Below are 15,050 nucleotides of genomic sequence, written 5' to 3'. Positions count from 1 at the left end.
TATATCTTGACATAGAATAGTAAAGCAAGATAGACAGACGGTTGCGTAGGCACGAAAAAAGGTCTACGAGGAAAGTCCGAGCACCATAGGGCGAGAGCGCAGGGCAACACCCTGTAAAGGCGACTTTAAGGAAAGTGCAACAGAAATATACCGCAGTTTAACAACTGTAAGGGTGAAAATGTGAGGTAAGGGCTCACAATTACTTTGGCGACAAAGCGTATATGTAAACCCCGCTTGGTGCAAGAAAAGGGAACAAACATCTGCCCGATGTCCCGATATGATTCGCTTGAATTGTTTGGTAACAAACAATCTAGATAGATGACCGTCAAATACAGAACTCGGCTTACAGTCTATGTTGTAAAATTCGTGAGATGACAAATGTTAAAGCATTTGCCGTCTCTTTTTTTATTTAAATTTTTAAATAAATTTTTTAATTTTTATCTTGTAGTTATTAACACTATTTTTTTAACTTTTAATCTATTAAATAAGACATTATTTTTTAAGACTTGTAATATTAGCCTTATTTTGGCAATAATTGAAGGTATGAAAGCGTTAAAATATCTTTATTGGAATATGTTATGGGCGTTTGGCAAAAAGAATTTTGACATATTGCCCAAAAACCAGCTATTGAGTTATCAAGAAATAATCGATGGTTTAAGCGTATTTGCGCAAGAACAAAGTTTCGGCGCAAACACTATCAACCTATATTTTGTCGAATTTGCTTTAAATTCCTTAAAGTTTAACGATTGTAACAAACTTATTAAGTTTTTATCCAATCATTTTGAAGAAATGAAGGCAAAATTTGAGCTTGCAAAGGCAAATTTAGTCGGCAAAACTTTCCAACTTATTAACGGCGTTACAAGGCTTGAAACTATATGCAATTTTCTTGTAAAGAATACTTGTTGCGCATTGAGCGACGCCGAATACGCAAAAATAAAAAGTTTTTGCGTTACTGCTTTTGGTTTAAGCTTAAAAGAAATTAGAAGTTTTGACGCAGTCTACGACGTTGAAAAAATTAAACTTTATTGTGAAATTGTCAAACTATGTTTGTCGGGTAGTAGCAAAGCCGAAGAGTTGACTTGCAAACTATTTAATGTTGACAATAAACTTGCATTTACTCAGTTTAAACCTAGCGAAGACAAATATTGCGTGATAGAAAAAGGGGATATTAAGGCAAAAATTGATACCTTAGGCGCAAGTTATCTTACTTATTGTCAACGAGATATGAGTTACCCCTTTGAGTCATCGCATTGTAACGGAGTTCAGCTTAGAATTTACGAAGGCAAATGTATAAGCGGTCTATATAACGAGTACAAATTTAGCGATATTTTATGTATGTTTAGACAAACTACGTTGGGAATTGAAAATACTCTAAAAATTTCTTATATAAATAATGGCGAAATAAGGCGATATAAACTAAAAAATTTATACTCAAAAAGCCGAAAACTTGACTTAGAGGTAAGTCTTTTTCCTTATGCCGAAGATAACGTAGGTATTTTAATGAGCGAATGTATTAACGTAGGCGGTTCGACTTGCGTAGAGATTAACGCCGAAGGTAAAAAATATTACTGCGCTTTGACAGTTTTTGTAGGCGGTAAAAAAATAAATTGTAAGGAAAATTACGAATCTAACAAATATTGTTGTAGCCTTACCTTGTCGAATACTCAATTAGTTAAAAAATTATCTACGCTTGACGTAGTAATTGTCACAACTTACGCAAACAGTTTAGAAAAACTTGACATAGACAAGGCGAATTCTGTGGGTTATCTAACCGATAATAATATGTTTGCCGATATTGCCGACACAAAAGAATACGACTATCCTCAAAAACAAATTTGTGGTATTTTAGGGCAAAACACTTTAACGCTTAGGGCAAAACCGATTGAAAAAGTCGCATATTTACCGTTATTTAGTTATATTGATTGTATGAGGTTTGGCGAATACGCAACATACTTGATTGATAAATTCGGTAGAAATTCTTCTTTAAACGTGGGATACTTAACTAAGCAAGACGGCGAAAAAATTTATCTTTACTATGGAAATAACGTAGTTTGTTTAACCGATTGCAACTATTCTTTAAGTCAAGAAGGGGCGACCTACTATTTTTGCGACAAGTCAATTCAAGCTAGATTGTTAATCAAATTTGAAAAAGTCAAGTCCTATAAAGTTGAAGTAAAACGATTAAAAGAGGACTTAAAAGTCTATGTTTTGTTAGCTCTAAATTTCGCAAAAGTTGCGCTGTTTGAAAAAGTCGAAGGTAAATTTGTGGGCAAAAATTGCCTTAATGTCAATTCTTCAAGTCAATGCTTAGGATATTCTACAAATAATCTTGCCTTTGATATTTTAAGCTATACTTTGCGACTTGATAATATGTTACAAGCGAGTAAAAATTTGTTCGTCGCCTTCAAATGCGACCAAATTTGCCAAATAGATTTAGAAATTCCTTGCGAAAAAATAGAAATTGCTCCAATATTTAGCTCGAATATTGTCGCCGAAAGATTAAATTATCTTGCGCAAAAGAATATGTACGCTCTAAAAGATAAATTACACGCCCCGACTGCTCTGGCTACGGCTTCTTGTGTGTTTATTTCGCAAGAATTTGTCAAGAATTACTTGTTTGATTGCGCTTCAAACGGATATTTGCTCAGCAACACTTTAACTTATTGCGATAGTACGGGTAGACTTAGACTTTTTCAAGATAAATGGTTACTTACGCTAGGCGTAATGTATTACACTACTTATTACAACGACTACTCTTTACTGGATAATAAACAAATTAACGAACATTGTTTGTCAAGACTACAAAGTTGCAATGTTTCCTGGTTTGAACTTCCTTATCAATTACTGGCGTTAAAAAAAGCCGTAAAAATATTTAAAGATAATTTATCGCTTATGTGCAAATACACTACGTTAGTTTCTTCGCTTGATGCGAAACAGCGAGAAATTTGCGAATTAATAGGCGCAGTAGAGCCGTCAATTTGTTCTCAATCTTATTTCAAATCGCTATACACCAAGCATTTAACAAGAATTGACAAGTGTTGGTATTATGTAAGTTTGCTTGAAAATTTGTATGGAATAAAAGTTGCAAACGATAGCTTACAAGTCAAATGTAACGCAACACAAGAGCTAGACCAAGTTCTTGTCGAACTTTCAAATTCTTCTTTTGCCATAAAATATGACCTTTCAAGTAGAGGCACAAAATTAAATGGCGTAAATATCAATTCAAGTTTTGACTATAAGAGCGTTAAACAAGAAAATAGTCAAATTGTTGTCGGGCTTTCTTAATAGTAATTATTATTAGGTTGTTATTGTTGCCACCGCTTTGCAAAACAAAAAACAAATACTAGATTATTACCGTTTTGCAAAATCTTTATTAAAAATCAAAATGTATGTGGTTAATTGCCTTTTACAAGCTAAATTATCAATAAAGTAAGGTAAAAAATCTTGTCAACATCTACTAAGATGTGTTAAAATAACCTAATATGGATATGCTATTTGACAAACAAAAGATGGCTCCGCTTGCCGAACGTATGAGGGCGAGCGTTCTAAGCGAATTTATCGGTCAAGAACACATTTTGAAGAAGGGTTCTTTGCTTTACCGCGCTATTTTAACTGATGGCGTGGGCAGTTGCATATTTTGGGGACCTCCGGGAGTTGGCAAAACTACTCTGGCTAATATTATGGCAAACAATACGCAGTCATATTTTGAAAGTCTTAACGCCGTTTTAAGCGGAGTTAAAGAGGCAAAAAAAGTAATCGACGACGCTATTATTAGATACGAAACTACGGGCAAACGCACATATTTGCTACTTGACGAGTGCCACAGATGGAGTAAAGCGCAATCTGATTGCGTACTTCAAGCTATTGAAAAAGGTTACATTATATTTATAGGTAGCACAACCGAAAACCCTTACGCAAGTTTAACTCCGGCTATCGTTTCAAGGTGCAGAGTCTTTGAGTTTTATAAACTTTCAACTCAAAATATCATTGACGGGCTGAACCGAGCAATAAATAGCAGTAAGGGCGTCAAAGACCTAAACGTTAAAGCCGACCCGCAAGCCTTAGAGTATATCGCTCTTTCTAGTTGCGGAGATTTAAGAACAGCCTATAACGCCTTAGAACTAGCCTGTCTTACAACTGTTCCTAGTCAAGACGGAGAAATTATAATCGATAAGGCTACGGCAATGCAATCAAGCCACAAAAAAGCCGTAAACATAGACAAACAACAATATTACGACCTAATTAGCGCCTTTATCAAAAGTATGAGGGGAAGCGACGGTTCGGCTGCCGTATATTATTTTATGCGACTGCTTAACGCAGGCGTAGACCCGCTACTGCTTGCAAGAAGAATTGTCATTCATTCCGCCGAAGACGTAGGACTTGCCGACCCTAACGCATTAGTAGTTGCAACTGCGGCGCTTACCGCTTTTACTCAACTGGGTTTACCCGAAGGGAAAATACCCTTAATAGAAGCCGTTCTCTATGTTTCTTGCGCTCCAAAGTCTAATAGCGTAGTTACGGCGATTGCAAACGTCGAACAAGACGCTCTTGACGGCTCGGCGATAGCTCCGTTGCATCTTGCCGACGCTAGTTACCCACGTAGCGATAAGGTTAGAGCGGGGGAAGAATATAAATATCCTCACGACTACGGCGGTTACGTAGACCAACAATATTTACCCGACAAATTTAAAGACAAGACTTATTATTTTCCCACAAATCACGGAGAAGATACCGGCAGAAAGAAATAGAAACTTTTACATTAGCAATATTTGCAAAAATTTAGCATTAATGATAGCGTTAATATTTATTAGGCTATTTTTAGCTATAATTTGCATATTTAATACAAAAACAGTTAAAAAATTATACCTTACAAATTTTCAAACAAATAAGGAGAAAATATGTTAAAGATTGAAAATGTTTCAAAAGCCTATGCAGGCTCTAAAATTAAAGCGGTTGACGACCTTACTCTTGAAATTAAAGAAGGCGAAATATTCGGGTTTTTAGGACCTAACGGCGCAGGAAAATCTACTACCATAAAGATGATTGTAGGTATTCTCAAACTTGACCAAGGAAAAATTACTTTAAGCGGTCAAGACGTTACAAATTCGGTAAAAGCTCGACTAAATATCGGTTATGTTGCCGATACGCACGACACTTTTGATAAATTAACAGGACAAGAATATATTAACTTTATGGGTGAAATGTACGAAGTGCCACAAGACGAAATTAACAAAAGAAGCAGTCGCTTTATTGAAATGTTTAATTTGGGCGATTCTATAAACAGTCAAATCAAGACATATTCGCACGGTATGAAGCAAAAAATTCTCGTAATTGGAGCTTTACTTCATAACCCTAAACTTTGGATACTTGACGAACCTTTGACCGGACTTGACCCTCAATCTGCTTACGAGCTTAAACAACTTATGAGAGAACACGTAAAGAATGGCAATACAGTGTTCTTTTCTTCCCACGTAATTGAAGTCGTCGAGAAATTATGCGACCGCATAGCTATAATTAATCACGGTAAACTTGTAACCGTAGATACGCTTGACAATATTTTAACCGCTTCTAACGCAACGCTTGAAGAAACATTCTTGCGTTTGACTAAGACGCAAAGCGTAGAGTCTACCGAAATATTTAAATAGGTATTAAAATGATTAAAACAATATTATCTCTGCTTAGAGTGCAATTTATACAACGTTATAGGGTTGACAAGGGTAAATTGAAACCAAAAACTATAATTTTAATTATAGTTTTAGGCATTTGTATACTCCCGGCGTTCTTTATTTTTACCAGTAATTTTGTTGAGCTTGGCGAGTTTGCTTATACACTTGAATCTGGTGGCGAAATCGGGCTAGTTAGAGCGGTAATAACAATGCTTATTACATTTAGTCAAGCGGCAGTTTTAGTTTTTTCGTTAATATTTCTATTAAATGTAGTTTATATGAGCAAAGATATTGAAATAATGCTTGCGTTACCCATTAAACCGACCACAATATACATAAGTAAATTAATTTATGTATATATAAACCAAGTTATTTCCAATGCTTTATTAGTTATTGTAATACTTGTTCCGTTTGGAATAGGCGCAAATTTAGGCTTAGGATATTACTTACAATTAATACCCGTAATGCTTATTTCGCCACTTTTACCACTACTTATCGCTACAATACTTGCGATACCGCTTATGTATTTGTCGGCATTATTTAAACGTCAAGGCGCAATGACCACAATACTTTCAATGGTGTTGTTTGTAGCCTTGTTTGCCGGATACTATGCGTTGATATTTTCTTTTCAAGGCGGAAGCGTTGACGCAACAAACATAATTACTCAAATTAATGACTTTGCTAAGATTATGTTGCCTAATTATTTACTTGCCGGTAGTCTTGTCGCCAATTCGGTTGGAATGTATTTTGGCGGATTATTCGGTAGTTTGGGAATAAATATTTTGTTAGCCTGTTTAGCTGTGCTTATATCTTCTATCGTATACAAAAAGAGCATAAGCAAACAGCTTGAAACTCCCAAAAAGTCAAATTCTAAGAAAAAACAAGTTGAATATCAAAAGAAAGGCAAGTTAAAGGCGTTGTTGTCAAACGACCTAAAACAAATAATGCGTGAAACCGCTATGGGGACATATTCTTTGATTGGTTTTGTTTTAGCGCCTATAATGTCTGTTATTATGAGCTTTGCATTTGTGACAGGTCTTGCTTCATTGCTTGATATGATAGGCTTTTTAAACTTTCCTTACGCTATCGACATATTATTTGTCGCAGTGTCTTGTTCGATAACGCCTGCGATGATCATTTCAATGAATATGAATGCCGTATCGGCGTTTACACGAGAGGGCGAGACTTTCTTTATCTACAAAACTTTGCCTATTGACGCAAAATTAAGAGTCAAGGCAAAACTGATATTGACACTTGCTTTTACGCTAGTATCCAGTTTGCTATCAACTCTTACTTGCGCATTGATGTTTAACATCTCTGTCTTCTTTGCAATGGCTATGTTTGTAATACTTGCTTTGATTACGCTAGGTTCGAGTTATTTACAAATATACATTGATTTGTTAAAGCCTAGATTACATTGGAATACATTTATGGAAGGGGCAAAGAACAACCCGTCCTCGATTTGGTCGTTAGCAATAGGGCTTGGAATAATAGTTGTCTTTTTGATAGTAAGCGTATCGTTTATAGCTTTATATGTATATACGGCTCAATTTTGGGCGATTATTGCGTATATATGTGTTACAATTATACTAAGCGTGGCGTATGTTTTAGTCGCCAGAAAAATTTTATTTAATAATTGTTCAAGATTAATGGACAATTTGGAGGGATAATATGAAAAATGTGCTTGATGTTTTTAGAGAAAGGGGACTTATCAAACAAGTCGTTTACGAAGATGAGTTGTATCAAAAGTTAGGTAGCGAACAAATGACATTTTATATTGGTTTTGACCCTACGGCGGATAGCCTGCATATTGGGCATTTTGTTCAAATGATGACTATTAGACACATGCTCAACTGCGGTCACAAAGCAATTCTTCTACTTGGTGGCGGTACTGCTATGGTAGGCGACCCATCAGGCAAGACAGCTATGCGCAAATTTATGACCAAAGAAACAATCAATTATAACAACGAATGTTTTAAAAAGCAGATGGGTAAATATATTGACTTATCTAGCCCAAACGTTAAAGTAGTAAATAACGCCGACTGGTTGCTAAACCTTAATTATATTGACTTTTTGCGTGAAGTTGGTTCGCAATTTAGCGTAAATAAAATGCTTACGGCAGAATGTTTTAAAATGCGTATGGAAAAAGGGCTATCTTTCTTAGAATTTAACTATATGCTTATGCAGGCGTATGACTTTTTAATGCTCAACCGTAACTATGGTTGTTCGTTACAACTCGGTGGCGATGACCAATGGAGCAATATTCTTGCAGGCGCAGACTTGATTAGGCGTCTTGACGGCAAACCAGCCTTTGCTATGACCTTCAAACTATTAACGACTACGACGGGCGAGAAGATGGGCAAGACAGTTAGCGGAGCAGTTTGGCTTGACCGAGAGAAAACTACGCCTTACGAATTCTATCAATATTGGCGTAATATCGAAGACGAAAAGGTTGAAGATTGCTTTAATATCCTAACTTTTGTTGACGTTTTCGAAATTGCCGAACTTGTTAAATATAAGGACGAGAGAATGAACGCTTCGAAAGAGCGATTAGCTTACGAGATAACAAAAATTATTCACGGCGAAAAAGAAGCTGAACTTGCCCAAGAGCAATCACGTGCGGCATTTGCAGGTAACGCCGAATTAATGCCCACAAAACAAATTGAAAAATGCCAAAAAGTTGTAGATTGTTTAGTCGCTTGCGGACTTGCTAACAGTAAAGGCGAGGCAAAGCGATTGATTGAAGGCGGAGGCGTAGCCATTGAAGAACAAAAAATTGAGAATGTTTTACAAGATATTCCATTCGAATTTGTAGAAAAAGGCGAGTTTGTATTGCATAAAGGCAAAAAAATCCACGTAAAAGTGCAATTTATTTAATTTGAATTACACAACCATAGAAGATAAGCTATTTACTTATTCGGTAGAGATAAATAAATCAAAATTTATAGGCAACGCTTGTAGAATTGAGAGCGTCGAACAATCGCAAGAGTTTATCAAACAGATAGGTAAGAAATATTATGACGCAAATCATAACACTTACGCTTATGTTTGCGGACAATATTCTAAATATAGCGACGACGGCGAACCGCAAGGCACAGCCGGGTTGCCTATTCTTGATTGTTTGAAAAAAAGCGGACTAAATAACGTGTGCGTAGTGGTGACAAGGTATTTTGGCGGTATCAAGTTAGGCGCAGGCGGACTAATTAGAGCTTATTCGGGTACGGCTAGCGGAGTTCTTGCAAGCGCCGAAAAGGTCGAATTTGTTGATTGCGTTAGGGCAAAGACTATATTAAATTACGACAACTACCAAATTGTAAATGCTAGACTTCAAAATTTATGTAAAATACAACTTGACTATTCGCAGGGAGTTGAGGCTAACCTTATAATCAAAAAACAAGATGTTAGTCAAGTCGAAGCCGTTCTTGCCGAGCTTACAAGCGGAAAGAGCAGTTTGACAGTAGTTTGCGAGGTTACATATAATTATTAATGGAAATTACTACTCTTGAAATTCAAAAAAGAAATAAGCAACGTGTCAACCTATATTTAGACAATGAGTTTAAATGCGGTCTTACGGCAATTACCGTGCTTTCTAGGCGGTTGAAGGTCGGCGACCAACTTAGTCAAGAAGAATTAGACGATATTTTGCAAACAAGCGAAACCGATATCGCCTTTTCTAAGGCAATCGACTATATATCAAGAAGTTTAAAGACTCAAAAACAAGCTACCGATTATTTGCTAGATAAGGGGTTTGCCCAAGTCGTTGTCGATAACGTCATAACAAAACTTAAATATTACAAGTATATTAACGATTTTGACTACGCTAGAACTTATGTCGAACAGGCTAAAAACTCAATCGGCGACCGAAAAATGAAAGCCGAGCTTACTCAACGAGGCGTAGACGAAACAATAATCGAACAGTTTCTTTGCGAAATTGACCCGCAAACCTACAAACAATCTTGCTTAGTTCAAGCAAATAAATATTTAAAGAATAAACAACTGGATAACAAAACATTACAAGGACTTTATAGATATTTGCTTTATCGAGGATTTGACTACGAGCAAATAAATACGACTATAAGTAGTCTTAAAGAGGAAGAATGATAGGCGTTGATATAATTGAGATTGATAGAATAGCCAAACTTATCAATAAAGACTTTCTTAATACTTTCTTTACCGACAAGGAAAAAGAATATATAATAACCAAAAATAACTCCGCTCAAACGGTTGCGGGGCTTTTTTCCGCCAAAGAAGCAATAAGTAAAGCGCTCGGTATTGGACTAGGCAACGGCGTTAAATTAAACGAAATGGAGATTGACCACGATATAATGGGTAAGCCCATAGTTGTCCTTTATGGCGAGGCAAAAGAAGAACTTGCAAAATACGGTAAAGAAATAGAGATATCTATCTCTCACAATAAAACTTCGGCGATTGCATTCGCCCTTATAAAAGTATGATTGATAAACCTAGATTACGGTCTAATATTATTCTACTTGTAACCGCATTTATATGGGGTACGGCATTTGTCGCTCAAAAAGCAGGCGAGGGGATAGGCTCTTTTGCCTTTATCGCCATTAGAAATTTACTCGCTATTGTGGTAATGTTGCCTATTATGTTTATTCTGGCAAAAAGACGAGGCGAAAAATTTAATATTTTGGGTACAAACGACCCTAAGGGCAAAAAAATAACTTTATTTGCCGGAGTTATCGTTGGATTAATTTTATTTGCCGGTTGCGCTTTACAACAGTTTGGCATACTCAACACCGACTCGGTTGGAAAAGCCGGATTTATAACTACGCTTTATATTGTGTTAGTGCCTATACTTGGAATTTTTATTAAAAAGAAAGTCAACTGGATTGTATTTATCAGCGTAGCCATTTCTTCCGTTGGACTCTATTTACTGTGTATCGACGGCGAATTTAAGTTGTCTACCGGCGACCTACTTCTACTAGGTTGCGCATTAATGTTTGCCATACATATTCTTGTTGTCGACCACTTTGTAAGTTCGGTCAACACCATACACTTTGCTTGGTTACAATATGCAGTGTGCGCAGTACTTGGTTTTATAGCTATGTTTATTTTTGAAAAACCCGATATCACCTTAATTTTGCAAGCATATTTCCCTTTGCTTTACGCCGGAGTACTTTCTAGCGCCATAGGCTTTACGCTTCAAATTGTTGCTCAAAAAAATATGAATCCCACAGTCGCCTCTTTAATTATGTGTTTAGAGTCGGTCTTTTCGGTTCTAGGCGGTTATGTGGTGTTCGGCGATATATTGACCACCCGAGAATTGATAGGCTGTGGAATGATGTTTGTAGCCATTATTTTGGCTCAAATACCTTTTGGCAAGCCCAAACTTGACTCTGTAAAATAAACAATTCTTTTATGGTTTTAAAGTATTCGCTATTGTTTTTACTTAGGTTTATCTTGATTGCTTTGACTTTAAAGAGGTAGATTAGTAATATTTAATTATTTTTGTATAACAACTACGCTACCATTAGTATTTCTTTAACTAAGTATGCCTAGCGAAACTAACAAGGCTTTGTCGATTTGCTCCATAACGTCTTGCGGTAACGAGCCTATCTTGTCTTTTAGGCGAGATTTATCAAGCGTGCGAAGTTGTTCGAGCAACACTATCGAGTCTTTGGGAATACAGTATTTTTTTGTGGGCAATTCTATATGCGTAGGAAGTTTTGCCTTTGTCAATTTGCTTGTAGTCGCCGAAACTATTATCGTAGGACTGTATCGATTGCCAACGTCGTTTTGTAAAACTAGGACAGGGCGAAGCCCGCCTTGCTCGCTACCGACAACAGGGCTAAGGTCTGCATAGAAAATATCGCCTCTTTTTATCTCCATTTGTTCCTTCTCCTATTGTTATCCTATTCGCAATTAAATTTTGTCGTGTATGTAAAAATATATACATTTGCGTTTTAGGATAAATTATTATTTTATTTAATTTTAACTTAATGTGATTATTGACAACGCAGAATTGATTTATACTTATAAACTTGGTAATAATATATACAAACAAACTAAAATGTGGTAATATAAAAGTTACATATTATCTTTGGAGCTAGTAAATGACTAAAAATTTAAATACTACAAATGAAAAAAAGGTTTCAAACGTCGACAAAAAAGAACTTGACCTTACTAACCAAAAAAATAAATATAAGACCGAAAAAAAGATTATGTTACAGCAATCTAAAAAAATGAGTAAAGAAGCAAAAAAATTTGCTAAACAGCAACGCAACGCCGAGTCTAAGTTTAAATTTACTCAAATGCAGGGGCTAACTTTTAAATTAGCCGAAATTGCCAAAGAACAAACCTACCTTGACTTTGCTTGGCACAAACTTGACAACTCGGCTCTTATTTATCCGGCTATTTCTTACGAAAATAACGCTTTATTTAGGTTATCAGTCACGCTCAATATTGAGGTTGACCCCGAAACTTTGCAGAGAGCTTTAAACGACGTTGTTCCTCGCTTTCCAACTATGACAAGCACGCTAAGAGCCGGACTTTTTTGGTATTATCTTGATAGTCCGTCTTATCCTGTTATGGTTAAAGAAGAAACCGAATTACCTTGTCGTCCGTTTAAAATGGATAGGCGACACGCCCTCGTTAGAGTATTGTATCGTAAATACGAGATAATCGCCGAATTTTTCCACGCAACTACCGACGGCACAGGCGGATTATCTTTTTTAAATACCTTAGTCGCAACTTATTTAAGGCATTGCGGATACGTTATCGCCGACCGCACAAACGCTCCTCATTCTAAGGACTTACCCCGTCACGAAGAACTTATCGACAGCACGCAGGGCGCTTCAAACGACGGCGAAAAGGCCGTAGAACACATCAAAGCCCTACATTTAATAGGCGAACGATTGCCAAAAGATTACGTTATTCACCGTAAAGCAATATGCGACGCAAGTAAATTAAAAGAAGCCTCAAAAGAATATAATTGCACAATCTCGCAATTTCTTTCAGCGTGCGCCGTAGCAAGTATTAAAAAACATTGTGATTTAACCTTAAATAAAGATAAAAAACCAATTAGAATATGCGTTCCTTGCAATCTAAGACAAATTTTTGGCGGAACGACTTATAGAAATTTTACCTCGTACATCTACGCAACTTATGCCGACGGAACTTTTGAAGAGCTAATAGAACATATTAAAGGCGATTTTGACAAACAATTAAACAAAGAATATTTCCAACGTATGATAAATTACAACGTTTCGGCGCAAAAACATCTTTTAATGAGACTTGCCCCCTTGCCTTTTAAAAACATAGCGCTTAAAATGGCTTATCGTATGTTTGGTAGCAACTTAAACACCTATACTTTATCAAATTTAGGCTTGATTAAAGCTCCAAAAGAGTTTGAAGAATTTGTAGTTCGCTATGAATTTTGTCTAGGCGAAATATTTGGAATAGGCGTTTCTACCTACAACAATCTAACCGCAATAACTTTTTCTACTATGCTTAAAGACACTTTGTTCGAGCGTGAATTTGTAAAAATTCTTGATGAAAATAATATTCCTTTATGTATAGAAACCGTTTATGGAGGTGAAATAAAATGAAATATTGTACAGTTTGCAAAGTAAATGTAAATAAAGAAGAAGAAAATTGTCCTTTATGCGGTAGTTTTCTTGAAGAAAAGGGCGATAAACCTTTTGAAAAATATGAAGAAATTGAAAAATATGAGATATATCCCAAAGTAGTTCTTGAAGAAAAAGTCGACTTCTTTCGTAGCAGGGCTAACAGACTTCTTATACTTATTATGGTAGTTGCGGTTGCGATAGACCTATTTATAGCGCATACTATTACTTGGTCGGCTTACGCTATGTGCGGCACTTTGTTTTCTTTGTTTTGCGTGCTTTTTCCAATCACTCGTAAAAGCAAATTGTATAATCAAATTATGATTGACTTAATTATAGGCACGTTTTTGGCGGTTATGTTAGAGCTTATAATCAACAAATTTACAGGCATAAGAATATCTATTAAGTGGGTGTTGCCTTCAATTTATTTAGCGTCTATTATTCTTTGCGACATTATGATAATAATTGAAAATCACAACAAATCTTACTATGGATATTTTAGCGCACTACTATTTTGTACGGTATTTTTGGTAATTTTTCAAGTTCTTGTTTGGGCAATACCTTCGTTTAGGACGCACGGCTCTCTCTATTCGTCTATAATATTTTTTGCTAGTCTATTAAATATTGGAGTTATGGCAATTTGCTACTATAAACAAGTAAAATCTGAGTATATAAGAAAGTGGAATATATAATTTAACTTTTATTTAGTCTGCCTTTAATTTTGAGGCAGACTATTTGTTTTTACCTTGACATAGCCTTGTATACTAGGGTATAATGGGTTAACTAATTTGAGTGAAAAGGAAGCAAGATATGTATTTATTTTGGCAATTAATAAGTAAAATTTCTTTTGATTGGCTAGATATTAAAATTTCTTCTAACGGCAGAGCCATAGAATTTTGGGGGTATCCAATATATTTCTATGGCATTATTATTGTAGCTGGCATTTGCGCCGCTATGATTGTAATGTCAAGATTGCTCAAACGCAAAGGTCTTTTAAGCGACATTTGCCTTGACTACGCAGTTTTGGTAATACCGCTTGCAATTATCGGCGCAAGGCTTTATTTTCTTATATTTCCTTACGACTATATCACTTCGGCGCAATATTTTAATCAAGAATTGATTACAGTAGGTTGGTCGGGCGAGGTTACACAGGCTTACTATTGGAGTTTTAAGCATATATTTGCAATTCGTGACGGCGGACTAGGCATATATGGCGCAGTAATCGCAGGATATGTCGCCGTATACATTATAACAAAGGTAAAGAAACTTAACTTTCTCGAAATTGCCGACTGCATTATTCCGGGCTTATTTTTAGCGCAATCAATGGGGCGGTGGGGTAACTTTATCAACGGCGAAGCTCACGGCAATATAATTACCAACCCTATTTGGCAATGGTTTCCTAACGCCGTAGAAATTAACGGTAGTTTTTATCAGGCGACATTTTTCTACGAGTCGATGTGTACTCTATTAGGTTTTATTATTTGTTTACTATTGCTTAAAAACAAACATTACCGCAACGGTTGGTGTTTGACCTTTTACGGTTTATTCTATGGAGCGGTTAGACTTGTAATAGAAGGTCTGCGTACCGACAGCTTGTTTTTGCGAGTTCCTCTTATTTGGAAACAACAACTTTGGGATACCGGCATAAGAATATCGCAGGCGGTGTCTATTCTTGTAATAGTTCTTGCTTTTATTAAAATAATCGTAATTTATCGCAAAGAAATTCTTGTTTTGTTAAAGCGAATTTTTCATAAAAAACAAGCAAAAAATTAACATAAGGTAAATATATAACCAA

13 protein-coding genes and 1 other RNA gene are annotated in these 15,050 nt (G+C 36.0%); 13 read left to right on the top strand and 1 reads right to left on the bottom strand.

Annotated features, from left to right (window positions below; translation table 11 throughout):
- Positions 1-25 precede the first annotated feature (25 nt).
- The 10 genes from rnpB to RR062_01610 all read left to right on the top strand — a co-directional run bounded on the left by rnpB (position 26) and on the right by RR062_01610 (position 11,037).
- Positions 26-362, top strand: an RNA gene (rnpB, locus tag RR062_01655) — RNase P RNA component class A.
- 163 nt (positions 363-525) lie between these two features.
- A complete protein-coding gene (locus tag RR062_01650; protein ID MEG2026417.1) occupies positions 526-3,285 on the top strand; it encodes a hypothetical protein in 2,760 nt (919 codons plus the stop codon).
- A gap of 197 nt (positions 3,286-3,482) precedes the next feature.
- Positions 3,483-4,748, top strand: a complete 1,266-nt coding sequence (locus tag RR062_01645; GenBank protein ID MEG2026416.1) for a replication-associated recombination protein A — start codon at positions 3,483-3,485, stop codon at positions 4,746-4,748.
- Between the two features lie 150 nt (positions 4,749-4,898).
- Positions 4,899-5,645, top strand: coding sequence for an ABC transporter ATP-binding protein (locus RR062_01640; protein ID MEG2026415.1), 747 nt, complete (start codon positions 4,899-4,901; stop codon positions 5,643-5,645).
- Positions 5,646-5,653: 8 nt separating this feature from the next.
- Complete coding sequence (locus tag RR062_01635) at positions 5,654-7,336, top strand: hypothetical protein (GenBank protein MEG2026414.1); 1,683 nt, start codon at positions 5,654-5,656, stop codon at positions 7,334-7,336.
- A 1-nt stretch (position 7,337) separates the two neighbouring features.
- Positions 7,338-8,543: a tyrosine--tRNA ligase gene (tyrS, locus tag RR062_01630; protein MEG2026413.1), complete on the top strand. Its 1,206-nt coding sequence runs from the start codon at positions 7,338-7,340 to the stop codon at positions 8,541-8,543.
- 1 nt (position 8,544) lies between these two features.
- Positions 8,545-9,153, top strand: coding sequence for a YigZ family protein (locus tag RR062_01625; protein ID MEG2026412.1), 609 nt, complete (start codon positions 8,545-8,547; stop codon positions 9,151-9,153).
- Positions 9,153-9,767, top strand: coding sequence for a RecX family transcriptional regulator (locus RR062_01620; protein ID MEG2026411.1), 615 nt, complete (start codon positions 9,153-9,155; stop codon positions 9,765-9,767). Before RR062_01625 ends, RR062_01620 begins: the two co-directional genes overlap by 1 nt.
- Positions 9,764-10,120: a holo-ACP synthase gene (gene acpS, locus RR062_01615; GenBank protein MEG2026410.1), complete on the top strand. Its 357-nt coding sequence runs from the start codon at positions 9,764-9,766 to the stop codon at positions 10,118-10,120. Before RR062_01620 ends, acpS begins: the two co-directional genes overlap by 4 nt.
- Positions 10,117-11,037: a DMT family transporter gene (locus tag RR062_01610; GenBank protein ID MEG2026409.1), complete on the top strand. Its 921-nt coding sequence runs from the start codon at positions 10,117-10,119 to the stop codon at positions 11,035-11,037. Before acpS ends, RR062_01610 begins: the two co-directional genes overlap by 4 nt.
- A gap of 134 nt (positions 11,038-11,171) precedes the next feature.
- On the opposite strand, the gene RR062_01605 is transcribed toward RR062_01610, so the two are convergent.
- On the bottom strand, positions 11,172-11,519 hold the full coding sequence (locus tag RR062_01605) for a type II toxin-antitoxin system PemK/MazF family toxin (protein MEG2026408.1): 348 nt from the start codon (positions 11,517-11,519) through the stop codon (positions 11,172-11,174).
- A 224-nt stretch (positions 11,520-11,743) separates the two neighbouring features.
- Here RR062_01605 and RR062_01600 point away from each other — a divergent pair, with 224 nt between their 5' ends.
- From RR062_01600 to RR062_01590, 3 genes are all read left to right on the top strand, one after another.
- Positions 11,744-13,237, top strand: coding sequence for a hypothetical protein (locus RR062_01600; protein MEG2026407.1), 1,494 nt, complete (start codon positions 11,744-11,746; stop codon positions 13,235-13,237).
- The gene (locus RR062_01595; GenBank protein ID MEG2026406.1) at positions 13,234-13,947 is read left to right on the top strand and encodes a DUF6320 domain-containing protein; all 714 of its coding nucleotides are present in this window, start codon (positions 13,234-13,236) and stop codon (positions 13,945-13,947) included. Before RR062_01600 ends, RR062_01595 begins: the two co-directional genes overlap by 4 nt.
- 118 nt (positions 13,948-14,065) lie before the next feature.
- Positions 14,066-15,028, top strand: a complete 963-nt coding sequence (locus tag RR062_01590; GenBank protein MEG2026405.1) for a prolipoprotein diacylglyceryl transferase — start codon at positions 14,066-14,068, stop codon at positions 15,026-15,028.
- Positions 15,029-15,050: the final 22 nt, after the last annotated feature.

The sequence above is a fragment of the Clostridia bacterium genome, from assembly GCA_036654455.1.
Classification (GTDB): Bacteria; Bacillota; Clostridia; order Christensenellales; family CAG-314; genus JAVVRZ01.
Note: the sequence above shows the minus strand (reverse complement) of the source record. Positions and strands in the feature narration are given on the sequence as shown.